General features: G+C 48.8%; 26 protein-coding genes and 1 pseudogene. 2 read left to right on the top strand and 25 right to left on the bottom strand.

The window, feature by feature from the left end; all coding sequences use genetic code 11:
- From D6C13_RS02520 to D6C13_RS02490, 7 genes and pseudogenes are all read right to left on the bottom strand, one after another.
- A pseudogene (locus D6C13_RS02520) lies at positions 1 to 1,155 on the bottom strand (hypothetical protein); the annotation flags it as partial.
- A gap of 65 nt (positions 1,156 to 1,220) precedes the next feature.
- Positions 1,221 to 3,713 (bottom strand): host specificity factor TipJ family phage tail protein, encoded by a 2,493-nt coding sequence (locus tag D6C13_RS02515; protein WP_120131263.1) that lies wholly within the window; start codon positions 3,711 to 3,713, stop codon positions 1,221 to 1,223.
- Positions 3,661 to 4,092 carry an NlpC/P60 family protein gene (locus tag D6C13_RS02510; protein WP_120131262.1) on the bottom strand — a complete coding sequence of 144 codons (432 nt, stop codon included), beginning with the start codon at positions 4,090 to 4,092 and terminating at the stop codon, positions 3,661 to 3,663. Before D6C13_RS02510 ends, D6C13_RS02515 begins: the two co-directional genes overlap by 53 nt.
- On the bottom strand, positions 4,085 to 4,555 hold the full coding sequence (locus D6C13_RS02505; protein ID WP_120131261.1) for a DUF1833 family protein: 471 nt from the start codon (positions 4,553 to 4,555) through the stop codon (positions 4,085 to 4,087). The genes D6C13_RS02510 and D6C13_RS02505 overlap by 8 nt, the downstream gene beginning before the upstream one ends.
- Positions 4,555 to 5,031, bottom strand: coding sequence for a hypothetical protein (locus tag D6C13_RS02500; protein WP_120131260.1), 477 nt, complete (start codon positions 5,029 to 5,031; stop codon positions 4,555 to 4,557). Before D6C13_RS02500 ends, D6C13_RS02505 begins: the two co-directional genes overlap by 1 nt.
- A gap of 55 nt (positions 5,032 to 5,086) precedes the next feature.
- The gene (locus D6C13_RS25845; protein WP_120131259.1) at positions 5,087 to 6,013 is read right to left on the bottom strand and encodes an ORF6N domain-containing protein; all 927 of its coding nucleotides are present in this window, start codon (positions 6,011 to 6,013) and stop codon (positions 5,087 to 5,089) included.
- The gene (locus D6C13_RS02490; protein ID WP_120131258.1) at positions 6,003 to 6,176 is read right to left on the bottom strand and encodes an Arc family DNA-binding protein; all 174 of its coding nucleotides are present in this window, start codon (positions 6,174 to 6,176) and stop codon (positions 6,003 to 6,005) included. Before D6C13_RS02490 ends, D6C13_RS25845 begins: the two co-directional genes overlap by 11 nt.
- Before the next feature lie 112 nt (positions 6,177 to 6,288).
- On the opposite strand from D6C13_RS02490, the gene D6C13_RS02485 reads away from it, so the two are divergent.
- Positions 6,289 to 6,669 (top strand): Arc family DNA-binding protein, encoded by a 381-nt coding sequence (locus D6C13_RS02485; RefSeq protein WP_120131257.1) that lies wholly within the window; start codon positions 6,289 to 6,291, stop codon positions 6,667 to 6,669.
- A gap of 161 nt (positions 6,670 to 6,830) precedes the next feature.
- Here the strand turns inward: D6C13_RS02485 and D6C13_RS02480 are convergent, their stop codons facing one another.
- The 3 genes from D6C13_RS02480 to D6C13_RS02470 all read right to left on the bottom strand — a co-directional run bounded on the left by D6C13_RS02480 (position 6,831) and on the right by D6C13_RS02470 (position 11,338).
- A complete protein-coding gene (locus tag D6C13_RS02480; RefSeq protein WP_120131256.1) occupies positions 6,831 to 7,580 on the bottom strand; it encodes a hypothetical protein in 750 nt (249 codons plus the stop codon).
- Between the two features lie 109 nt (positions 7,581 to 7,689).
- Positions 7,690 to 7,920 (bottom strand): hypothetical protein, encoded by a 231-nt coding sequence (locus D6C13_RS02475; protein WP_120131255.1) that lies wholly within the window; start codon positions 7,918 to 7,920, stop codon positions 7,690 to 7,692.
- A gap of 10 nt (positions 7,921 to 7,930) precedes the next feature.
- Positions 7,931 to 11,338, bottom strand: a complete 3,408-nt coding sequence (locus D6C13_RS02470) for a tape measure protein (protein WP_120131254.1) — start codon at positions 11,336 to 11,338, stop codon at positions 7,931 to 7,933.
- A gap of 51 nt (positions 11,339 to 11,389) precedes the next feature.
- Between D6C13_RS02470 and D6C13_RS02465 the strand changes: the two genes are divergently transcribed.
- The gene (locus D6C13_RS02465) at positions 11,390 to 11,719 is read left to right on the top strand and encodes a hypothetical protein (protein WP_147408165.1); all 330 of its coding nucleotides are present in this window, start codon (positions 11,390 to 11,392) and stop codon (positions 11,717 to 11,719) included.
- A 5-nt stretch (positions 11,720 to 11,724) separates the two neighbouring features.
- Here the strand turns inward: D6C13_RS02465 and D6C13_RS02460 are convergent, their stop codons facing one another.
- The 15 genes from D6C13_RS02460 to D6C13_RS02395 all read right to left on the bottom strand — a co-directional run bounded on the left by D6C13_RS02460 (position 11,725) and on the right by D6C13_RS02395 (position 21,310).
- Entirely contained in the window at positions 11,725 to 12,411 is a 687-nt protein-coding gene (locus tag D6C13_RS02460; RefSeq protein ID WP_120131252.1) for a DUF6246 family protein, read from the bottom strand.
- 59 nt (positions 12,412 to 12,470) lie between these two features.
- Positions 12,471 to 12,653, bottom strand: a complete 183-nt coding sequence (locus tag D6C13_RS02455; RefSeq protein WP_120131251.1) for a hypothetical protein — start codon at positions 12,651 to 12,653, stop codon at positions 12,471 to 12,473.
- Positions 12,654 to 12,792: 139 nt separating this feature from the next.
- Positions 12,793 to 13,542, bottom strand: coding sequence for an Ig-like domain-containing protein (locus D6C13_RS02450; RefSeq protein WP_120131250.1), 750 nt, complete (start codon positions 13,540 to 13,542; stop codon positions 12,793 to 12,795).
- A gap of 66 nt (positions 13,543 to 13,608) precedes the next feature.
- Positions 13,609 to 13,992, bottom strand: coding sequence for a phage tail termination protein (locus D6C13_RS02445; protein WP_120131249.1), 384 nt, complete (start codon positions 13,990 to 13,992; stop codon positions 13,609 to 13,611).
- Positions 13,989 to 14,357 carry an HK97 gp10 family phage protein gene (locus tag D6C13_RS02440; protein ID WP_120131248.1) on the bottom strand — a complete coding sequence of 123 codons (369 nt, stop codon included), beginning with the start codon at positions 14,355 to 14,357 and terminating at the stop codon, positions 13,989 to 13,991. Before D6C13_RS02440 ends, D6C13_RS02445 begins: the two co-directional genes overlap by 4 nt.
- Position 14,358: 1 nt before the next feature.
- A complete protein-coding gene (locus D6C13_RS02435) occupies positions 14,359 to 14,706 on the bottom strand; it encodes a hypothetical protein (RefSeq protein WP_120131247.1) in 348 nt (115 codons plus the stop codon).
- Positions 14,703 to 14,972: a hypothetical protein gene (locus D6C13_RS02430; protein ID WP_120131246.1), complete on the bottom strand. Its 270-nt coding sequence runs from the start codon at positions 14,970 to 14,972 to the stop codon at positions 14,703 to 14,705. The genes D6C13_RS02435 and D6C13_RS02430 overlap by 4 nt, the downstream gene beginning before the upstream one ends.
- Positions 14,972 to 15,352 carry a DUF7370 family protein gene (locus D6C13_RS02425; protein WP_120131245.1) on the bottom strand — a complete coding sequence of 127 codons (381 nt, stop codon included), beginning with the start codon at positions 15,350 to 15,352 and terminating at the stop codon, positions 14,972 to 14,974. Before D6C13_RS02425 ends, D6C13_RS02430 begins: the two co-directional genes overlap by 1 nt.
- Before the next feature lie 2 nt (positions 15,353 to 15,354).
- Positions 15,355 to 15,702 (bottom strand): hypothetical protein, encoded by a 348-nt coding sequence (locus tag D6C13_RS02420; RefSeq protein WP_120131244.1) that lies wholly within the window; start codon positions 15,700 to 15,702, stop codon positions 15,355 to 15,357.
- Positions 15,703 to 15,711: 9 nt separating this feature from the next.
- A complete protein-coding gene (locus D6C13_RS02415; RefSeq protein ID WP_120131243.1) occupies positions 15,712 to 16,782 on the bottom strand; it encodes a major capsid protein in 1,071 nt (356 codons plus the stop codon).
- A gap of 11 nt (positions 16,783 to 16,793) precedes the next feature.
- Complete coding sequence (locus tag D6C13_RS02410; protein WP_120131242.1) at positions 16,794 to 17,225, bottom strand: hypothetical protein; 432 nt, start codon at positions 17,223 to 17,225, stop codon at positions 16,794 to 16,796.
- Positions 17,226 to 17,228: 3 nt separating this feature from the next.
- On the bottom strand, positions 17,229 to 18,632 hold the full coding sequence (locus tag D6C13_RS02405) for a DUF2213 domain-containing protein (protein ID WP_120131241.1): 1,404 nt from the start codon (positions 18,630 to 18,632) through the stop codon (positions 17,229 to 17,231).
- A 60-nt stretch (positions 18,633 to 18,692) separates the two neighbouring features.
- Entirely contained in the window at positions 18,693 to 18,869 is a 177-nt protein-coding gene (locus tag D6C13_RS25575; RefSeq protein WP_167457975.1) for a hypothetical protein, read from the bottom strand.
- 67 nt (positions 18,870 to 18,936) lie between these two features.
- Complete coding sequence (locus D6C13_RS02400; protein WP_425272688.1) at positions 18,937 to 19,905, bottom strand: phage minor head protein; 969 nt, start codon at positions 19,903 to 19,905, stop codon at positions 18,937 to 18,939.
- Entirely contained in the window at positions 19,850 to 21,310 is a 1,461-nt protein-coding gene (locus D6C13_RS02395) for an anti-CBASS protein Acb1 family protein (protein ID WP_120131239.1), read from the bottom strand. Before D6C13_RS02395 ends, D6C13_RS02400 begins: the two co-directional genes overlap by 56 nt.
- Positions 21,311 to 21,319 lie beyond the last annotated feature (9 nt).

Raw genomic sequence — 21,319 nt, 5'->3', positions numbered from 1 at the left:
AATAAACTCTTGAACACTCTCAAAGTAAACTCCGCCTCTACCCTCCCACGGGTTTACTGCTCCTGAATCTGTTGAGTAACTAGGAACACCATCAAGTGGAAATCTAATAACCTTACATCCTGCTTGAGGATCGTTTGAAGCTGGTACGGTTGAGTTATATCTCTTTGTTGCCCAAAGATAAGTTTTTCCATCTCGACCATTCTCTATTCCCATCCCCTGGTGTCCAACTCGAACGTCCGCATCCGCCCCCCAAAGTGGCCTCTCAAGATTACCGCCCCAGTCCATAGGCATGCGATAAATAACTGAAGAACCTCCGTAAGTACTTGTTTCATACATGGCATATATAAATCGATTCTTCTCATCGAAAGCCAAACTTTGTACGGCGTTTTTATCTTCTCCACGTAACCATGTACTGGTCAATCTCCACTGATAAATAAGAGATGCGGCGCTGTCAAATGCTGTTGCTCTTGTGTTGCTATTTAGTTGATTGGATTTAAATAGCTCACCATTTGGGGGGGCTTTAACTCCATTAATTTGGAAAATACCATTAACATATTTATTTTTGGATGGGAGGAAATCGACTGCATAATTTTTTCCGCTTAGGTCAATTATTCTGTTTTCAGTTTCGGATTCTAGCAAAGTAAATGCAGAGGTATCATCCGTGAGTCCATCCCCTTTTGCGCCATAATACAGTGGTGATAAATTCACCATGTCATTGCCAAACAGTGTCTGGCGAAGAGCCGCATCTCCCACGCTGACGAAATGAACCGAATCGACACTCCATGAAGTGGTGTCATTACCGGTGGTGGTAAATGGAATGTCGGTGGCCGCAGTGATTTTCCAAAGCTCACCGTCGTAGCGGATCAGCTGGTTGTACTCGGTAATAGTCAGAGGGCCATCTTCATAATCACCAATAACTTCATATCCCGAGTTTTGGATGAAAAGGTTGAAGCGCTGTTCTTGGCTCAGTAGCTGGGCTGCAAAGCCAAGCTCTGCGATATGCCTAACTCCCTCAATGGTGTAATGCTTGACACCAAAACGGTCTGTATAAGTCCATCCCATCGAAGTGACAAACTCATCAATCTTCCCGGCGTTGAATTTTAGGTCTTGTGGTTTTTCGCTAGGTATCGGTAGTTGCGTCGGTGTAGTGGCCATATTTTTTCCATTAAAAAAGCCAGCTTGATGGCTGGCCTTGAGTTGAGTATTTGATGCCGCGTTAACTAAGCGATCAGGTAATTGAACATTTCATCACTGTACTCGACGGCGGTTATCGAGGTTGTGCCGGAAGAATTCGGTTTCTTTTCGGTGACAGTCCACTTTGTGGCGTCCTGCTCAACTGCAGTGGCGATGATGTAACGCGATGGTGACTGAACATTTATTCCATCCCAGATATTGAGCGCTACGCTTGGGACGGCCGCAATGAATCCGAAATTGGTATCAGCTCGGGCGGTGGCAAGAACGCGGGAGGTAACACTCCCCTGACTGTCGGTCACAACGACATACATATCTCCTGAGAAGTTAATTCGCTCGCTTGTGTCGAACGTATTGCCCACCCTTCCCGTTATGTAACCGTCCTGCTGGTTCTCATCGTAGATGTCGGCGATCTGAATCATTTGCCCGACGTTTATCCACTCTCCATCCGCCATGGCTGTAATAGCCGCGGTGATGCGAGAATAGAGCAAGCGCCTCACCTCTTTGATCGCCCTGTCACGAGCCTGATATGCATCCCTGACATAAAGCATTTCGAATTTCTTCGACTTCACTGCTTCGCCTTCTGAGATTGATGAGCCTGAGATTTTGTAGCGAATGTAGTCCTGCTTGTTTGTCGTCGGATTTCTGTATTCAACCTCAACTCCGTCGAATCCACCGGGCAGCGTCATGTCATAGCTGAGTGAGTAGCCCTCAGTCGTCATGTTTGCCCGGTTAAATACTGTGACCGGGTTAGATTTCTTCTCATCTCGACTAAACGAAAGAACGCCGTCATCCCAGAACGCGGTGACCGTCGCAGCATCACAGATAGTCTGTACGCGGGAACCTAAAGAAATGTCCTCATCATCAAAGGTGTAATCGAAATAACCGAGCCGCACGTCAGGCAATGACGCCGCGATTGAGTAAAGCTCAAAGATATCTATGCTCGACTCGGCCTGCTTCCCCATAATCAGCCATGTGTGAATCACGGCATCCGCAAACGAACGAGATGGCCGCAGCGTGTAATCGACCGACTGAGTGCTCAGGTTGTATGTGATGGTGTGACGTGTGATGAGCGCGTTGTATTTGCGCTCTCGACTGCCGGTTGCGTTCTCAGTAGCCCGCACGGTAATGCGTACAATGCTGTCCGCTGGGTGAACAACATTACTCCGGACGTTTACCGCGTGAATCTCTTCAACCTTCAGCGTGCTTGCGTCACTACTGTTGTCAGTACGCTGAAAACTGATGGCATAGCGGCCTGACCCACCGGTCGGCGTTATTTTGTCTGTCCGGTAAAAGGTTTCGCTCGAGGAGTCGTGTGGCGTGGTCTGCCTGTAGGTGAATACCTGCGTTGTGCCTGGGATCTGCACGTTATCCTCATCCACCTTCCAAAGGGTCATCTTCCAGTTCGTTTCGCTGTTACCACCTAATGCTGACTGTGTGTGAACCCACAGCTGAGATGAATCAACAGGCGAGAAGAACGGACCGACAACCAGCGCTTCATTGTCATTAAGAATGAACTTCGTTGTGTTGATGGTGGCGGAGGTGATAATCGAAGCGTTCGCCCCATTAAGGTTATTAAAGATGAAGTTGTAGTAATAAATAGGGCTAACTAAATCCCCATTATTAGTTTCATTCGCGTCGATGAGATTTGCAGACAGTGTGATGTCTTCTGTCTTGCTGCCGCTGGCAGTGGGATAAGTTACGTTTATTGTGAAAGTAACTGCATGTGGCAAAGTTAGGTCGATGAAATAATCAAAATCTGACTGTTTCAATATCTGCATAGCAATCTGGCCGCCGGAGTACGTCCCGCTAATAACAGTTGTTGCGGTAGCTGTTTCTATAGGAAAGTCGCCTGATTCGTTAGCCCCCGGTACCTCCTGCCCGTCAACATCATCGAACTCATAGCCTTCATTGACTGTCGGAATGACTTCGCCGGGTTGATAAATCGTGTAGCTCGCCCCGGCCATTGACCCGAGGTTGGATTCTGAGTAACGGATAGACGAGTAATCGTATTTACCGAGCCCGAAATTCATCATCTCGGTTACATACTTCAAGTTGTTCGTGTACTCGAACAATGACTCCTGAATCAGGTCAGGAAAAGATCGTACGGTGCCGTAAGTATCAGGCCTCGCCTCACCATTGCGGGCAATATTCGTCTGCCCCTTGAGGCTATTGTTCGGTGATGTCTTGGAGTTGCCGCTCGCTGCGCCTGCGTTTGGCTGCGGCATCAGTGAGGACAGAATCTTCTGGGTAAACTTGATCGGGTTGAAGTGCTCTAACGGGTTCAGCAGCGTACCAGCCAGTCCGCCGCCTTTAGGCTGGTCGAAGATTCGGATCACATCCCCATCGTTCAATGGGAAGTTAATGTCATCATCATCTTGCACCTTCACACCATTGCGGAAAATATCTAACTCTGCGTGCAGACATGCCTCTTTCAACCACGGATAAAACATCTGGCCAGCAGCCAGTTTATGCCGTTCTTTGGGCATCCCCGGAACGCGCTGAATCTCGATAAGAGGCATAGGTGTAAAATTCCACTTTTGAGTAAACTTTTTGAAGGGTGCGCAGCTTGTCCAGCCGCACATGACCACTTTCACCACGGCTGTGGAATGCCTGACCGTCAATAACAAGCCCCACGTGCTTTGGGTGCTGGTCTTCATATGCGACGAACATGCATCCGTCTGAAGGCGTTACGTCCTTCCGCCAGAACACAATCTCGCCGTGGTAGCACGTCAGGAATTCGCGGTCTGATTCGTAGGCATCCGTATGGTGAATGTTCACACCCAGCACGTACCGGTAATAAAGCGCAATGAGCCCCCAGCAATCAGCCGCGTCAAAGGTGCAGGCGCGGTTCTTCCAAGGCTTTCCATCCATCAGGTCAATGAATTCTTGTTTAAGCATTTTTCAGTCCGGGGAATTCAGTGGTGTTGTATAGGAAGGCGATGTTGTTATTGATTGGGTTCTGCAAGGTCAGCGTGCAGGTCACGTCGTTAGCGTCCATAGACACGTCTTTCACATACAATGTCCAAGGCTTCAGAGGTGTATTCATATCGGCTGCATCAAAGCGCTGGTAGGTTGCTGAGATAGGCGTTACGCGTGAATAAGAACGCCATAACTTCAGTTGCTTCTTAAAGTCCTGAGCAAGCCTTGAAAACCTGATGGTCGAGTTGATCACCGGCGTACTACTCTGCTGGCTTTCCGAAATCTCCATGCGGCAAGGTGTGTAAACCTGACCTGCGAAGGTCTTCGGGTAAACCTGCATGTTTACTAGCCGCACATACCCAAATGTCGAGTGATAAAAGGTGATCGTCTCGTAAAGAATCCGGTTTGGCCGCTGACTTTTGTAATCTCTAAATGTTGGCATTATGGCGACTCCGGCAAATCTCGACTAACCACCTCATCGAGCCATGACCACCATACCGGCGGTAATTCAACGATTATGTCGCTGTAGTCGTCGTCTGAGTTGATGACACCCCGAGTGATTACTGTCGCACTCCAGGTGATTACGCCGTTGTTATCGCTCGTCTGTTTCGGGTAACCGTCGGAAGTGAAGTGAAGCTCTTGACTCTGTATGCCCGAGCCGCCCAAATTGATGGGCATCGTGAACCACTGATTGCCGTTATCGAGATACTTAGGGCTTCGCAACCACTGCTCAAACGCTCTGTCTTCACCGCGCTGAAATAGCCAAGTTAGCGTCCACGTGGTCTTCAAGTCATCGGTAAGCTTCTGGTAAATCGGAGCGCCAACTGCAGGCTGGTCAGTACGGAAACCAACGTCACTACTTCTATTCTTATTGGCTTTCTGAGCCAGTGGCAGCCAGTCCGGGTATGGTATAGCCATTTTTTCTCCATAAAAAAACCCGCCGGAGCGGGTTGGTTAAGTGGTTTTAAGGCTATCACCTGCCTTTGTATTGCAGGCCTTTCAGCCCAGAGGCTCGCTCCATTTGACTCTTCACTGAAGCGGTAACGGCGTAGCAGTCAGCGATTCGACCACAGAACTTGGTTGCTACAGGAGAACTTAAAAGTCTCAGCGCTGGCTCAAGTTCATCTCTCCAAATGCGATACATAAAGTCCAAATGAATGCATGAGGCGTTGAGGTTGTGAACATTCATTTCCCAATCGAAACCATCAGAGACTTCATTGCGCTGTTTACCAAGGTACTCACCCTCAAGAACCACGCGGTGAATGTATTCTACGGCCAGCGGGATTTGTGAGAGTTCAAGTTCATCAATGCTATCAATAGCAAAACGCTGATGAACCATATTGTATGCATCGTCATAACGGAGTCCTTTCTTGCCAACCAACATATTTACTGCATCGCGAAGCGGAGTGCGCTCGTCAACGGTGGTTTTCTTGCGTGGGGCTTCAATCTTTTCTTTCTGAGTGAAGTAGCAATCTTCCAGTTGTTCGTAGACATCCCAAGCGCGGTTAGTTTCAAGCATCTTGGCATGGCGTGCAGCGCCGCGTTCAGTCCACAAAGTCAACTTAGGCGCTCGCTTATCAACTAGGTGACCGAAAGTCACCGAGTCCTTAAAACTCCTTAACTCAGAACCAGTTATCATGAAGTAATGCTTGCCTAATTCAAATCTGGACGAGTTTCTAGAATAGTTTTTCTTGATGTTATCCGCGCCGGTACCGTAGAAAGATGAAAGTTGTTCAGTCGTTACAACAGGAACGCCGGAGTGAATTATTGCTTGCATACCCTGTTTGATTGCAGATTCAGTAGTTGCTATACTATTCATTGTTAGTTCCTTGCAAGTTGCTGACAAAATAGAAACCTCGTTGGTGCCAGCCTTCGGGGTTTCGTCATTTTTACGCTGCATTAGATCTTTCCTCTCTCAAGCAACGCGCCAATCTCTGCACAATGGCTGAATTGATAGAAATTCCATCCATCTCGGCCATGCGGCGGATCTCTTCTTTCATCCGCTCAGGTAAACGGAGCTGGAAGCTGTCGTTCTTGCGTCCGGTATAAAGTACATCTTGCATTGTAACCCCCCACATATGATGTCAAGTTGGTGCCAGAACCAATTTACCACCATTTAAAATGATGTCAAGTAGGTGCTATTGTTTGTCGTCGAAAATGCATTTTTGAGGATTTATGAGCAAATTCCCCAGCCAAGAAATGGATAGATTTAATGTTAGGCTTCCCGCGGGAATGAGGGAGTCTATAGCCGAGAGAGCGAAAGCAAACGGCAGGTCTATGAATTCAGAGTTAATACTCATCATTGACGAGGCATTGAAGAACCCGTTTACACGTGCCCCAGATGAATCGAAGCTGATGAAGGCATATAGTGATTTGGCATGTAATCGACCATCAAACGAAGATGAGATGGCTGAGTGGGAAGAAAAAATGAACACTCTTCTCTTCAATTTGTTCGAAAACATGACTGAGCAGACAAACATGTATCAACTACTCAAATCATTGAGCTATCAAGTCAAAGAGGATCTAAAAAAGAAGAAAAATAAAAAGGCCACTTGATTTTTAGCTGTGCCTCATTGCCACCGCCTCTAAACACAAGTTAAGCATGATGATTTGAGGCTGTAAATGGGTTGAAAATGTCTATATCGTCATCAATCGTTAACAAGATCTGACATTTACAAATCAGCTTGCCCCACAAAGCAAAAACCCTCCGAGGAGGGTTAGTCGTAGTTGTAGAAAGAGAACTCTGATTTAACACTACCTTTTTTGCATTGTTGCTTTATTAATGAGCTTTCAAAGTAAGTGGCAACAACAAACTCGTCTTTTTTGTTGAGCTCAACAACTTTTATTTGATCATCTTTAGCGGGCAAATTTGCAACTTTTTTGCATATATTGAAATCAGGCATATCCATTGACATACCGGTAACTCTTGTTACTTTTGGTAAGTTGCCATTTTTTACCATGTCATTGATTTCTGTTATCAAATAAGACTTTGCTCCGACGAATGGATTGTCTTTAGTCTCAAACTCAAGAATTGACTCACCATTTTGATAAATGGTTATTTCCATGCGTAACTTTTGGGCTTTTTTTATTTTTCTAAGATCTTCAGTACCAAGCACTCCAGCAATTGCATCAGAACTACCGTCCTTGGGGTGCTTACCAACTAAAAGAAATGGTTTCTCATTGTCAGGTCTAACCAACACACCGCAGGCATCCTGATCGCAAATTATTTGCCCCTTCTCTATAGCCAGTACAAACTCATTTTGTCCATTTTTTAATCTTCTCAGTGAGAATTCCCCATGCTGGACTCCATCATAAGGCGCTTTCAGGGAAATTGAATTGCTACTGATAACGGAAGCAACTTCATCACTTCCTCTCCCCATCTCATCTTCAACAACTGAATGCTCCCAATTCGCTAAAGCTGAAGTAGTAAGAAACAAGCAACTTGAAAGCAAAACAACCCTAATCATATCCCTATCCCCATAAGTAACAGTTAGTTTCATGTTAGCAGAGGGACAGTGCAAGGCAACGCAAATCCCTACTGCGTTGCCCGCCAAGTTGCCGAGTTGTTTTTCGTGATTAAACCTCTTGCGGACCCTTCTGAATGTCGTGGATGTTGATATCGGCGCTCGTTATGTCGCCCCCATTTGTCACCTCAAGGTATTCATTTGCTGGTATAAATCCTGAAATAATCGACCCGCCACTTGTAGTAATTTCAAATCTGACTAGCCGATTAAATCCTAGGTTATATTTCTTTCCTATCTCCATTGAAACTAATTGAGACTTATCACCTGGGAATAGACTGTCCATTTTGACTCCCTTACTGAGTAGCCCTTCTTGGGGCTTGGTGGTTGTTTGAAATTGCCTGACTTAGCGCCCCTCCATTATTTATGTCAGCAATAGCGATTTGCAACACATCATTCCCGCTTTGGTCTTTCGATGTCTGGTAATCCTGAACTCCAGCATTAGAAGACATGTTCTGAATAATGACAGTTATGCCTGAGCTCGAACCCCCGCTACCTGACTGCATGTCTTTGTTACTGATGACGCTGCCGTTATCGCCGGGGATCATGTACTGGCGGCCAGATGAAGACTGGTAGATTTCAGGCATACCGCCCTCGCCTACTTGGTACATGCCACCAGCGCTAACAGGACCGCCATTTTTACGCTTACCGGCTAAGGCAATGCCAACCCCGTACGCAGCCACCATGCCAGCGATACCGGCCACAGCAGCACCACCAAATGTTGCAATAGATGCCGCGGCTGCCGCAGGAGCCCATGCTGTTGCCGTCTGGGTTGCCGCAGTGCTTGACGAGTTAGCTTGCATTTTGTCTGCAATCATCGCCATTGCCGCATTTTTCAGGTATTGAATGCCAACTTCCACCAATGCCTGAATAACACTATTGATAATGGAGGTTCCTAGGTTTTGGAACGCCTCAGATGCGCTTTGAGTACCATCTATCAATCCTGTTAGTGAGCTGGCTGCTTGACTAGCAAATCCATCAACAGCTGATGCCATTAATTCATTAGTCACGCTCTGGTTGCGATACAACTCCCACATTGCATCCGTACGCTGCTTCTCATAGACGGTATTTGCCGCATTACGCAGAGCTATACCTTGCTGCTCGGTGAGGGTTTTATTGGTTTCAAACTGTTGTATTAGTGCCAATTTCTTGGCGTTCTCATTTGCCAGAGCCTGAACTGGGTCAACTGTGCCAGCGGCCTCTTGCTGGGGTGTTACAGCCTGATTGGCTCTTATTTGAGCCAGTGCTGCCTGATGCTGTTGCTCAAGTTGCTCTGATGTGGCATTGAACTGTTCCTGAGAGATCTTCTTCGCTGACAGCGCAGTTTGAAGATCGGCAACATCCTGCCTGTAGGTCGCGTTCTCCTTGGTTTCAGGGAGAAGCTTTTCAGCAGCAGCCTGTGCCCTGATGGCGTTTCCTGTATCCCACTTAGCAGCTGCATACTGTCCGGCAAGAGCGATATCCTTCTCCGTTGCAGCACTTCCAAGTGATTGCTGAGCAGTAAGAATTGCCTGTTCGCGGCTAAGCTCTCTCGTTGAATCGCCTGCCAGTTCGGATTGTTGTTGCAGGTTAGCGAGCTTCTGAGCAATGCTTTCTGCCTGATTTTCGGCTTTCTTTCCTTCCGCGTTAGACGCCTTAGTTGCTTTTGTTCTCTCTTGCTCTGCCTTTTGCAGGTCGTAATTCTTACCTGCTAACTCGCCGACTTGGTTAATGACATTTTGATTACCTTCACCAGCATTTATTGCATCCAAACGAGCTGCTTTAATCGCCCGCTCGCGCTTATCCTGAATTGAAAGAAGCTCGTTTTGCTGGGTTAGCTGGTCTATCTGTTTCTGACCTTCTTTGGTTACTGATACCTGCAAGCTGGTAGCATTAAATTTCTCTTTAGCGCCTGTTGCAGCATCGATTCTCTTTCCAAGTTCAGTCATTGCTCCAGCGGCAACTCTGGCAAGCGTCCCGTTCCTATCCAGCAGATCATTACCGGTCAGCATTACCCCATTCAATTTCGCCTGCAAAATTGCTGATGCGTTAACCGTGCGTGACCTGTTCAACTCCATCGTAGTGAGCTTGTCAGTTTCGATAGCAAGGTTTTCAGTCAGGTCAGCAACATCCTGTAGCTTAGATGCGGTGCTGCCGTAAATGCGCATTGATGCTGTTTGGTTATCGATATCCTTTTTAAGCCCAGCAACAACGTCTCGCTGATCTTCAATTGCTGATGTTTGAACTTTTGTTGCCTGGGATGCTTTTGCAATCTCAGCCGCCAACTGCACATCGCTCAGCTCTTTCATCTTGGTTACTAATGATGAAATGCTGTCAGCAAAAGCAAAAGCAGAGTCGCGTGCTTCCTGCGTTCTTTGGAAGAAGTAATAAACGGCTGCTGCCGCAATCATCGCAGCGCCTACTGGACCACCAATTAACGCCAAACCCCCACGTAATGTGGTCATGCCGATACTGGCACTTCTTGCGGCCGCTTCTGCTGTTTTCTGAGCAGCTGCATTGGCTGCGAGCGAGGCATTGTAGGCTTGAGTTGCTGCGGTGGCTTCAATTCTTGCTGCTGAAAGTCGGGTTTCCGCGATGAGCAACTGATCGGCTGTGACTGCCGTCGCTTTCATCCGTAAAGCCCTGTCCAATTCAGCCTGTGAAGCGATTTTAGCCGCCTCGGCGCTTCTTAAGGTTGCCGCTGCCTCAAGTGAAGCCGTCTCCGCTGCCTGAAGGTTTGCTACAGACATTTCTCTGGATGCCACTACGCTTTGAAATTTCGCCGCTGTCGCCGTTGCTAATGCCCCGACAAATCTGCCGCCCATAAGCACGGAAACCACACCGATTATGCTTGCCACGGTGTCCAGATTCTCACTAAGAGAGATAACACCTTTATTGAATACGTTAAGCGTTGTGCTTGTCGTGGAGCTTTCACCGATGAATTTAGTGATGTTGTTTGTAGCGACAGTGAATGCCTGCCCCATGGTTAGAACGGTGCTGCTGAACTCTTTGGCGATCTGATCGCTTTGTTTGAGCAGTCCGTTAACTACCACTTCAGTGGTTAGCTTGCCCTGCGCCGCCATGGCACGAAGCTGACCAATTGTCACGCCGAGCGAATCGGCAAGCGCTACTGCCAGACGACTACCGTTCTCAGATATTGAGTTGAACTCTTCACCGCGCAGTACGCCTGATGCCAATGCCTGAGACAACTGAATCATCGTTGAACTGGCTTCTTGCGTAGTCGCGCCCGACACTGCCAGACCTTTATTGATAGTCGATACAAGGGTTGTTAGTTCAGCAGTGCTAGTCCCTGCTGAGCGCGTTGCCCTTTCCAGTCGGCCATAAAGTGCAGCGGTGGCCTCAAGGCTGGACATCGTCTTTTGAGATATGTCAAAAACACGCTGCGTAACATCACCCAGCTGTTCTGTTGGCCTGACGGCATTCACTAATTTGTTGCTGACGTTGACCCATGAATTAGCATATTCGGCGACTTGCTGAATAGAGAGTGCAGCCGCCAAACCCTTGGCGATATTCGTCAAGCTGGACATAGTGCGACCTACAGAGGCAATTGAACGCTCTGTGCGGGTTACTGATGCGTCGATTCGTCCAAGGCTGCCGCTCAGGCCATTCAGGGCTGCGTCAACCTCTCTTCGGGCAGCAAGCAGGCGACCGGTATCCATATCCACTTCATATATGATGCTGCCTGCGTTAACTGAGCCTGCCATAATTTATCCTTTATATTATTTAGTGACTTATGCTTTCTGGTGTGTAAATTAATGGCTTATAGAAACCAACAACAAAATGGATTAGCTATGTTTTTAAAAAATGAACTAAACAGTCAGTTAGACAAAATGAATGAGCAGATTTCTGAGTTGACTGGCGATAGGATTGACTCGTGGACTCTTAAAAGAATGAAAGAAAAATTAAATCGCGTTGGAAGAAAGGCTTCCAAATTAGATAAAGAAGATAAATTTGAAATAAAACAACGAGTTCATAGTGTTCGCGCATCTTTGAAAGCCGCGATTGAAAAAAAATATTTAACTGAAAAGATTCGGGCTAACAATCCAGAAATTAGTGATTCTGCTTCTGTAAAAAAGAGATTATGAATACTTTATGAATGCTGGTTCCGCACTTTAGCCAGCTTTCGTGCTTTCTTCGCAAAGTAGTCATCTGCTACCGCCTCATACTCGTCTCGGGTGAGGCCTTTCTGGTCTGGGTACTTGGCGGCGAGCATAAGCTGAAACTCGGTCATGCTTAGCTGCTCGGCCTCTGTGCGCGACATGCTGAAGTGATTACGTGCTGCGCTGATGTATTCGAAGGCTCTAAAGTCTGTCGTCGCCTTGCCAGTCTCATTGCGCTGTAATTGACGCACCTTTGCCTTGCCGATGACGCCGTGCGTAATCAGCGACTGCGCGATGAGTATCATGTCGATGGGGTGCATTAGGCCTTTGCGGTAGACGAACGTCCATTTACCGGTTTTGCCAGGAATAATCTCGCCAACCAATGTCGTCGCATCTTTATCGCAACACGCAGTGATGACGGAGATTGCAGACATGATTGCTGGCTTAGATATCTGGTGACTGTTTGCGTACTGATAGAGCCATGCGGGGATGGTTCCGAAAGCATCCATTGCCCGCTGAAAGAGTGGCGTTACAGCGTCGTTGTGAAGGTCATAGAAAGCGCGGACAATCTCGTCAGGCTCGCCAATGCGCGTCATGTTGGCGAATGACGGGCGAAAGAAATAATCATCATCACCTACAGTAATCAGGCACTCGCCAATCTCTTTCAAAGGCGTCATTTGCTTTCCTTCTGGCAATAAAAAAGGCCGCCTAAGCGACCCTATTTGAAAATGATGAATTACTTTATTGTCAGAGTTATTTCGCCAGATGGCATAGATGCGTCAACCTGATACATGCCTTCTTCAACGCTTTTCTTTGCATCTTCAAGTAATTTAAGAATTGCTTCTTTTTCGGCGTTTTTAATAAAAGCCTCCGCCTCTTCATTTCTGCCGGAAAATTTCAGCTTTAATAAGTTACTCATGCCACCCTCGCCTTAGTTGCTAGTCAAATAAAGTGTTGCGGCAGGCGGTGACGAAACCGCTTTTCGGGGGCGACCCTAGCCACGAAGTGATTATAACATAACCATTATCGCGGACACTCGAAAATGCCCGCTGTGATAATTACGCAGTAACAGTGATTGTGCTGGTACCAGTTTTCGCGCCGTCGGTGGTTGTGAACGTCATTGTTGCCGTACCAACCGCAACGCGGGTGACGAGGCCGGTTGAACTGACTGTGGCTTTCGTAGCATCAGAAGATGTCCATGCGCCGGTTTTAATTGTCGCATCAGATGGCAGCACGTTAGCCGTCAACTGAACTGTAGAGCCCACCGCGCCCGTAGATGTCGCCGGGGTTACTGTGACGCTTGCTACTGGAACATCTGGGGTGACTTGCTCAACTTTCACCGTATCGCTATTCGCTACTTTGAATTCGACAGTGAAGGTAACGAGGTCGTTAGTGCCGCCGTCCGCCGGAGTCAGCGCAGTGATGACCATGTAGCCGGTGAACTCAATCGGCCCCACTTCTAGGCGCACCCAGATGGTCGGTTGACGAATTGGCTTAGCATTCAGTTCATCTGCGAAGTACTTCACCAACTTGCCGAATCCGAACTGATCCAACTTGTCGTTTTTACGCACTTCGCCTTCGAACGAAATCGTTGCGTCAGCGTTAGTCACGATGTTTTCTACCCACGCGCCCGTGTCATCAGCATCTGAGTTCACGGTGTTAGGAGAGAAGTCGAGGCCTTTGCTAGTGCCAGCCCCCAAAGCCTGCCAGTCGCCCTCAGAAGGCGGAGTTTCTGGGCAGCCCAAGGCCACCTCAAGGACGACGGCGCGTCCGAATACTGCACCATTGTCGGTTGTGCAACCTTGCATATTAATTACCTCGTTTCAGATATAAAAAAGGCCGCGAGTGGCGACCTTGAGGGGATTTGATTGTGCTTATTCAGCAAAAAGACAGGCGAACTGGAGTCGGTAAACTAACCGGCCTTCTGTAGTGAGAACGGGTGACGGGATTCCGCCAAAGTTTTCGATGTGGCCGATACAATCATTCGGCGTTGGGTTGGCCTGCACATTGGCGATTATTGCCTGCACTGCGTCATCGGCAGCCTGATTGCCATTCTTGGCACCGATAACATCAACCAGAACAAGATATTCAGCGCCGAGGTCATTTCTGATATTCGAGCCACCATTCGGTCGGAATACCATGAACTTATCAGTCAGAACCGCAGTATCATTCCAGACAAACTTCTGAACCTTGAAGCCAGAGGTCAGGCCAGTATCCACGAAGTAATCACGCACCCTGTCAGCCATTGAAGGCGTCATAACGACATCTCCTGAGCTACTGTTTTATCGATAAGGCTTTGGGTGTCCTCAAAGCCTTTGGTGAGGAACTCTTTCTCAGCTGTAGGGCGCCTGAAGTTCTGCACGTTAGCCGGGTCGTGAACGTAAGCAGCGTAATTCGCTGAATATCCCACCCTGCCAGTGATACGAGTGCCGTTTACAACGATTTCGCGGAACTGGCTGTTGAGCAGGTAGGAGGTATCAATTGGCGTATACAGCGCGGCCTGTGATGACCCGATAATCATCGCGCTTTGCAGTGCTCTGACTATCTTCTTTCCCTGAATGTTATTCAGGATGGCGTCCATGTTTCGCTGAGCCTGCTTAACGCCTTTAACTTTCACGCCCATATCAGACTCCCGTGAGAATGGCGTAATCATCTGCCACGCGGTCAAAGGTGTCAGCGTAGCGAATGACCTGCCTGACCTCATCAGCACCCGCCGCCAGTGGGTCAGCATCGGTAGATGCACCAATAAGGATGTAATCACCAGCATCAGCGCTGGAATACTCCGTCCAGATGGTATTTTTCACCACGATTTCAGCGCCCAAGCTAGCCAGTCGCTTACTCAGGCCACCTTCGTAATCACAGAAGATTGCCACCGGAGCAGCAAAGCCGAGCGAGTCACCACCATCACTGATTCCGAGGTTCTTCCAGATAGTCGCGGTTGCTGTGTATGACCAATTGGCAGCAGCACTCATAGTTGATATTCGCTGTATTGGTCTGGGCATTTGCAATCTGGTTCGGGCCGAATGATTTCAAACCATTCAACATTCTTGGCGCTTACTTGCTGGCCTTTACCTACAGGAATAAAAAGCCCATCAATGTTTCCCATTTCCATCTGAAGGAAACGATCAATAAGGAATCCCGCCGACACCTGGGACTTGAAGGTTTTTAATTCCTCCGCAACTCGATAAATAACAGTCACGCATAACTTACTTACAAGAACTGATTTAACGCTTGCCATCAGCAACCCCCTACAACATCGAAGAAACCAACCGATGAGCCAACCGTGATTGGCAGAACGCCAGTGCAACCAGATGTGTCCAGAGCTGCAAGAGAATCCCGTAACCAAGTAATCGAATCATCGCCATACTCAAACGAGCGACTCGCGCCCGATGGAGCACTCTGAGATTTAATCTTCCTGGCACCGGATGAGGCAGACATTAGCGCGGCGGCATACATCATGATTAGTGTCTGAGTGCAGTCGTCATAGCCTGCCCCATCCAAGCAATCGATAATCGAATTAACCCGGCATAGGATTGGTGTCAGCAAGGATGAAGGAATGGAGTAGCCCAGCTCGGCGAGAAAGGCTTGAACATCTTCCGGCGTTAGCGGGGCTGCCATGATTACTTATCCTTTTTGGTGGCTGCTGCCAGCGCCGCTTCTGCTTCTTCTGCTCGCTTAGTTACTTCAGCGATAGCTTCGGCATGTGCCGCTTCTGCTTCTTCTGCTGCTTTGGTCAGGGCATCAATCTGATCCTGCAAAGCTTTGGTATCAGATGAGGCAGGAGCAGAAGGCGTCGCCACCTCAAACACAAGTTTCTCGCCTTTCTTCTCGGTGGACTTCTCAGCTTTGCCGCTGGCGATCCACTTTTCAGCAACCGCATCATTGACGTCGTATGATTGACCAGCCTCCAGTTTCTGGAAGCTGGCACCAGCAAAGATATTTGCTGCTAATACTTTTACGAGTGCCATTTGTTTTCCTTAGCTTGAAGCGTGGATAACGGAGAATTTGCTGTTGATGTCCTGCTTAACCATCAGGCCCATTGCACCCCAAGTCCGCCAGATGTAGTCGCTGTTGTAGAAAGGTCGCGGATCAGCAACGGTGCCGATTGCCTGCCCAACGATTGGGGCGATGACGCCAGCAGTCAGTGGCACGATCAGAATTTCGTTTCCGGACAGATGCGCATCTTCTTTGATGGCCGCAATGCCGGACAGCTTCATGATCTCTTCCAGAACGGTGCGGGTAGCATTCACATCGAAGTAGCGTTCAAAGTTCGACATGATTTCAGCTGACACATACCACGTCTGCGGTGCGTACTGGTTGTTGGTAATGCGCATGGTGTCGCGCAAAGCAATCGCATTAGTGCGAAGTGCAACAGGATCGGTGCTGGTTGCGAAGTTAAAGGTCAGGGTTACCTGAGCAACACGCTCGTCAGACTTCAGGCCTTTCCAGGTCAGGCCATCGAACTTAACGTAGGCTCCTTCAGGGTCTCGGAAGCCATTGAACATGTAGTCAACGTACTGACGCTGGACATCTTCAACAGAACCGCGTTGCGCATCAGCCTGAGACTGGAGAGCTGACGGGCTATTGAAGATAGGATCTCGCCAGTTAAACTTGAAGCCTGAGTCGTGCACCGGGACCATCGTACCGTCGAAGGTGAAGGACTTTGCGTCAAGCGCGGCGCCAATCTGGCCAGACATCGAGGTATGAGCCCAGCCACGGCCGCCTGTACGAGCGTAATCGTAACGGGATTGCTCAATGCGCACCGAGCGAGACAGCGGCATCAGGTCGTTAAGCAACGTGAATTGCGTGGTTGGTTCGAACTGCGCCAATACCGTGGTATCGAAGGCGCGGTACAGTCTACGGATATCGTCCACTGCGTTCACAGCATCCAGGCGACCACGATCTTCGCTGATGCCGCGGGCGCGACCAATGAAGTCAGCAGCTGCTTGCGCACCTTCCTGACGGGCAGCCTGCAATTGGGCGAACTGAGACTGGTTAACTTCTAAGTTGCCGGTGCGTTCACCGACAGCGCGGGAGTATACAAACATTCAGGTGCTCCTTACTTGATCACAACGCGCAGCAGGTCACCTGCAGCAGCGGTAAATGCCTTGTCTTCTTCGACATAGCAGCGAATGGACTCGTCAGCGGCCTGTGCTTTAACTTGCCCATTTGCGATAGACAGCGGCTGGCCTTTTTTATAGGTGCCGGCTGCTGCTCGTACGTTCAGGAACACTCCCTGCATTGGCTGGATGCCGACAACAAGCTCACCCAGCGGGATACTGTCATCCACTGTCAGGCAGCGCAGGTAGTCGAAGTTGGCAACATAGAGAATTGCCTTTTCATTGCCATCAACTGAAGCAGTGAACTTGCCAGCATCAAAGAAGCCGATGATGCCAGGCTTGGTGGCAGCAGCTGCTGCGCCTTCACGGTTAAGCAGTGGGTTAGGGAATACACCACCCGCGTGAATTACGTGCTTTCCATCTTTAGCCATTATTTACTCCGGCATTTCGCTGACTGATTGAGATGAGTTGGCTTGACGGAATAAACCATTCAGGCCGGTGGATGTGGAGCATTGAGCAAACAGCTCATTCAGTGGTTCGCCGTCCAGAGCATTGACCGCAATATCAGTCATGCCGAACTTCGCTTTGACTGCTGCACGCTTCTCGCCTTTCTCTTTGTCAGAGTTGGCTGTAAGGCCGGTTTCGATGCTGTTCAGCTTTTCAGCGAAAGGCGCGAACCAAGCCGGAGCCTGCTCACTGTTATTCGCTTTGTCTTTGGCTGCCTTGTCGTCAGCCTCTTTCTTCAATCGAGCAGCCTTCTCTTCAGGCGTCTCAGTCTTGGTTGCTGCTTCCTCTGCATTCATTTGATTGAATGCATCAAAAAGCTCTGCGTCGGTCTTGCCTTCAGTCGGCTCACCTTTCGCTTTCAGTGCGTTAACGATCATGTCTTTCATCGGGTTTTCAGCTCCGTTGGTTTTAATTTCGTACTCAGTAGGTTTGCGCACGACTTCTTGAGGTTCGCCGACGAATACGGCTTTGCCGTCGTCATCGATGAGGTACTTCTGTTTGAAATACTTAGTGTCATTTCGGTAGATAAATAAGTCAGGCCAGATGGTGTCAGGCCATACCCAATCGTCATCACTACGTCCTTCGCGAAGCTTGTCGCCAATAGCGCGGCTGATATCGTCAAAGGAATAGTTGGAGGCGTTAGTGAAGAAGAATTTGGTTTTGTTCAGGAGGCCTTGCTGCGTGCAGTTCGAGGCTGACGTTAAATCCACATTCTCGACTTCTACTTCCTGCGTGGTGTTGTCAGCATTTACGAAGATTCCCACACCATCATCAGGAGTTGCTGCGCCGGGTTCGTCCAGCAGGATGGCGACGTGGTCGAACTGCATGTTGCGAGCTACCCACGTATGAGGCTTGCCCTTAGACTTGCCGCTGTTTTGTTCGCGTTTCAGCAGCAGGCCTGTTGATACGTGGATAGGCTCTGCACTGGTGTTAGTAGACAACCATTCGATACGCTCAAGAACGCGCTTCCCGCCTTGAGTAGCAGAGGCGAATCGCTTGTTGATTTTCATGTCCATCACGACACGATCACCATCTTTGCGCACATTCTCAGCCCATGCGCCTACGTGAAACTGATTCACTGCTCGCGGGTTGTTTGCGCTGACGTAATCGCCGCCGATCTTCGGATGCCCCAAAGGCATCTGATTGCCTTCGAGCGTCTTAAAGCTTTTGTTAATTTCCTCAGCCGGATACAAGCCGCCGTTCATAACCACGTCATCAACGACAGGCACGACGCCGCGGATGACGATATGCTCGTCACCGTCGATGGTTTCGGTTGAGATGTTGGCGGAATTGATGGCGAGGGACTTAACGTGGATGCTAGATAGCTTCACGCTGTGTCCTCATTGGTGGATTTCAGGCAATAAAAAAGGCCGCCTGAGCGACCTTGTTTGTTATTTTTTGAAGCTTATTAGCTCTATCTCTTCATTGGGATGAAGCTTTTGCAATGCAGCTATTAGCATTTGTTCAGTATCGCCATTGACTAGCAAAAACGCCTTTTGGGTAAGGTACTTTGCTTTAGTCTTGGGGCGAACCCGGTTATAACGAACATCTTTGAATTGAACTTGCATATTTATACTCCGTTACTTAGTTGAGTTGTCAAATTAGTAACGGCGGATAAAAAAATTACTTTAAATATTATTTTTCCCAATTTTTTCTTTCATCAGCGAGCCTATCACTTAGCCCTTCATTCACCACCTGCCCTTTATCATTCAAGATGGCCGGTATCTGTGAGCAGTAGCAGCGGTATTTGTTGCCGTTCTCGGCATAGAAGGACTCAACATTCTCGACCGTGTAAACCTTGCCATGTCGCGCCGCATGCCATGCTCGGGTTGTAGGTTTTAGAGCTGACAGCCAGAGCAATCCAGTGTTCAGGCCAAGGCGTTCTTTTGCCCACGTCGTTTCAGCCCACTGAGCTTTGCGCAGTGCGCCCACTTGTTCGGTTTGAGCGATGTTTTTCGCATCTGACATCGACACATCAAGGCGTTTACTTATCAGGCTGGCCGTTTCTTTAGGATTTACACCGCGCCCAATAGCGTCTGAGATTACGTTAGCGAGGTCGGCGCGAGCCTTGTCGCTTATGCCTACCCAATCGCTGTACGTACTCACGTATGCCGCTGCAATTTGGTTCTGGTAGGCAGGTGATGACAGCAATGCGCTTAACGTTGTCTGCGATGCGTAAACCGGCGATTGAACAGAGAGATTAGTGAAGGCGTTCAGCGTGCCGCGCTGATACTCTTCTGCGACATACGCAAGCGCCCACATGTCCTGACCTAGCCCACCAAGAAGGTGATCATCAAGAATCACCTGCACACGTTCCAACAGGTCAGCGAGTTGCTGCGCTGTCATGTCGTAGATGTACGTGGCCGCATTCACCTGATAGATGATATCGCCATGCACCGAGAATGAAGCCTGTGCGTTACCCTCCCTTACTCTGCCGGTTAGCCTGGCATCAAGTAGTTGCTTCAGGTCAGTCTTGATGCCGAGATACCTTTCTTCGATGTCCCGGTACATCTTGTTTACTGCTCGGTATGACTGTGTAGGGTCGGCTTTATTGCGCGGTACGATTGGTGTCCCGATTCGGGTCGCTGTTGTCGTCATCTCCATTCAGCGGATCCTTAGCGGTTGGTTTTGCGTTGGGGTCTGGTTCTGGAGGCTCAGTCATCGGCTCAAGCTCACCGGCAGCACGGATTTCGTTAATCTCTACCGCTGGTGTTCCGTATGCCTGCTGAGTCTTCTGCGCGATGTCTGCAAGCTTGCCCATGTTATCGAGCTTCTCGCTGTCGCCCGGCGCGAGTAAATCCGACCAATCGACAGTAATCTCATTGGTCTTTGGCTGCCCAATGATACCAACGTCACACCAGCGCTGAACCACTTCCGTGATTACCCATGAGAGCCAACCATTTCGGCGCTCGTTACACCTGATAGCCCATGCTGTCTTGTCTTCGGTAGATGCCAGGTTGCCAGTCTGCTTACCGTAGAGAATATTGAATGGGCAGAGAATGGTTGAGGAGTAACTGTTAGCTGAAACCGTAAACGTTGGCGTCGGGTCGGCGGCGGCCACAGATAAAACTGACGCTTTACCAGCCTGCATTACGAGAGCAGCATCAGTTCCCTTGCTCATGCGTAATACTTTTTCGTTTAGAGCATCGCCTAGGTCTTTGAATCCAGCCGCGACTGCTGCTTTTCCAAGCGTAGCCATATCCGTTTCTTTATCGAACTCAATACCAAGCTGACGACTGGCGTTCTTCAGGAAACCTTCAGCGCTACCACCCTTTGACTTCTCAATATCGAGCAGGTCGTTATAGCCTGCCTCGTTAAGGGGAATGCCGGAGAGCATGTTGTCGTCTTCTGAGCCTTCAGCAAGAATGATCACCCGGCTCGGGTGAACTGTGACGCTACGGATATTGCCGTAAGTTGAATCATCGCCGACTGGTTGTTCATTAAAGGTGTAACTTACAGGCTGTCCGTAGGTGTCTGACAGCGTGTCTATGTCGTAATTGCCCGGCTTAATCTGAGATTCCCAAGCGGGAATAAGCTTGACTAAAGCAGCCTCCCCCAATCTTTTAACTAGGGCGGTATCTACCGGCTCCCACCAGTTACGATTGTCTTTAATCTGCATGATGATCGCCGAGTAATGCCCTACAAGATTGCGGCGGTCAGCATCTTTAATTTTAGACCAGTGCTTTTTGAGAAGCCTTGTTACTGTCTTCTCCCACTCAGTCTCTTTTTTCGATTTATCGACAAGTGGTCCTTCGATAATCACCGGCTTGTCTATCCAGCAAGAGTCCAGCGTCTTGTGTACGCCAGCATATGCTGAGGAGTTCCGGCGGTAGGCACGATAAAGCATGTCGAATGTTACTGTGTCCGGGTACCCAAACTCTTCCCATAAGGTGGTGCGCTTGGTGTTGCCGTTAAACTGACCTGCGTATAAAGCACGCTGGCGACCCACCGCGACTTGGTCAGCGAGGGCATTCACGAGGAACTGAACCTCGTTATTGGTATCACTCACTGATTGCTC

This window comes from Rahnella woolbedingensis, from assembly GCF_003602095.1.
In the GTDB taxonomy this organism is placed as follows: domain Bacteria; phylum Pseudomonadota; class Gammaproteobacteria; order Enterobacterales; family Enterobacteriaceae; genus Rahnella; species Rahnella woolbedingensis.
Note: the sequence above shows the minus strand (reverse complement) of the source record. Positions and strands in the feature narration are given on the sequence as shown.

Bases quoted from the DNA above. Each gene is read 5' to 3' on its own strand.
- D6C13_RS02515 (WP_120131263.1), bottom strand. From the start codon at position 3,713: ATGCCTCTTATCGAGATTCAGCGCGTTCCGGGGATGCCCAAAGAACGG.
- D6C13_RS02510 (WP_120131262.1), bottom strand. From the start codon at position 4,092: ATGCTTAAACAAGAATTCATTGACCTGATGGATGGAAAGCCTTGGAAG.
- D6C13_RS02505 (WP_120131261.1), bottom strand. From the start codon at position 4,555: ATGCCAACATTTAGAGATTACAAAAGTCAGCGGCCAAACCGGATTCTT.
- D6C13_RS02500 (WP_120131260.1), bottom strand. From the start codon at position 5,031: ATGGCTATACCATACCCGGACTGGCTGCCACTGGCTCAGAAAGCCAAT.
- D6C13_RS25845 (WP_120131259.1), bottom strand. From the start codon at position 6,013: ATGCAGCGTAAAAATGACGAAACCCCGAAGGCTGGCACCAACGAGGTT.
- D6C13_RS02490 (WP_120131258.1), bottom strand. From the start codon at position 6,176: ATGCAAGATGTACTTTATACCGGACGCAAGAACGACAGCTTCCAGCTC.
- D6C13_RS02485 (WP_120131257.1), top strand. From the start codon at position 6,289: ATGAGCAAATTCCCCAGCCAAGAAATGGATAGATTTAATGTTAGGCTT.
- D6C13_RS02480 (WP_120131256.1), bottom strand. From the start codon at position 7,580: ATGATTAGGGTTGTTTTGCTTTCAAGTTGCTTGTTTCTTACTACTTCA.
- D6C13_RS02475 (WP_120131255.1), bottom strand. From the start codon at position 7,920: ATGGACAGTCTATTCCCAGGTGATAAGTCTCAATTAGTTTCAATGGAG.
- D6C13_RS02470 (WP_120131254.1), bottom strand. From the start codon at position 11,338: ATGGCAGGCTCAGTTAACGCAGGCAGCATCATATATGAAGTGGATATG.
- D6C13_RS02465 (WP_147408165.1), top strand. From the start codon at position 11,390: ATGGCTTATAGAAACCAACAACAAAATGGATTAGCTATGTTTTTAAAA.
- D6C13_RS02460 (WP_120131252.1), bottom strand. From the start codon at position 12,411: ATGACGCCTTTGAAAGAGATTGGCGAGTGCCTGATTACTGTAGGTGAT.
- D6C13_RS02455 (WP_120131251.1), bottom strand. From the start codon at position 12,653: ATGAGTAACTTATTAAAGCTGAAATTTTCCGGCAGAAATGAAGAGGCG.
- D6C13_RS02450 (WP_120131250.1), bottom strand. From the start codon at position 13,542: ATGCAAGGTTGCACAACCGACAATGGTGCAGTATTCGGACGCGCCGTC.
- D6C13_RS02445 (WP_120131249.1), bottom strand. From the start codon at position 13,992: ATGACGCCTTCAATGGCTGACAGGGTGCGTGATTACTTCGTGGATACT.
- D6C13_RS02440 (WP_120131248.1), bottom strand. From the start codon at position 14,357: ATGGGCGTGAAAGTTAAAGGCGTTAAGCAGGCTCAGCGAAACATGGAC.
- D6C13_RS02435 (WP_120131247.1), bottom strand. From the start codon at position 14,706: ATGAGTGCTGCTGCCAATTGGTCATACACAGCAACCGCGACTATCTGG.
- D6C13_RS02430 (WP_120131246.1), bottom strand. From the start codon at position 14,972: ATGGCAAGCGTTAAATCAGTTCTTGTAAGTAAGTTATGCGTGACTGTT.
- D6C13_RS02425 (WP_120131245.1), bottom strand. From the start codon at position 15,352: ATGGCAGCCCCGCTAACGCCGGAAGATGTTCAAGCCTTTCTCGCCGAG.
- D6C13_RS02420 (WP_120131244.1), bottom strand. From the start codon at position 15,702: ATGGCACTCGTAAAAGTATTAGCAGCAAATATCTTTGCTGGTGCCAGC.
- D6C13_RS02415 (WP_120131243.1), bottom strand. From the start codon at position 16,782: ATGTTTGTATACTCCCGCGCTGTCGGTGAACGCACCGGCAACTTAGAA.
- D6C13_RS02410 (WP_120131242.1), bottom strand. From the start codon at position 17,225: ATGGCTAAAGATGGAAAGCACGTAATTCACGCGGGTGGTGTATTCCCT.
- D6C13_RS25575 (WP_167457975.1), bottom strand. From the start codon at position 18,869: ATGCAAGTTCAATTCAAAGATGTTCGTTATAACCGGGTTCGCCCCAAG.
- D6C13_RS02400 (WP_425272688.1), bottom strand. From the start codon at position 19,905: ATGGAGATGACGACAACAGCGACCCGAATCGGGACACCAATCGTACCG.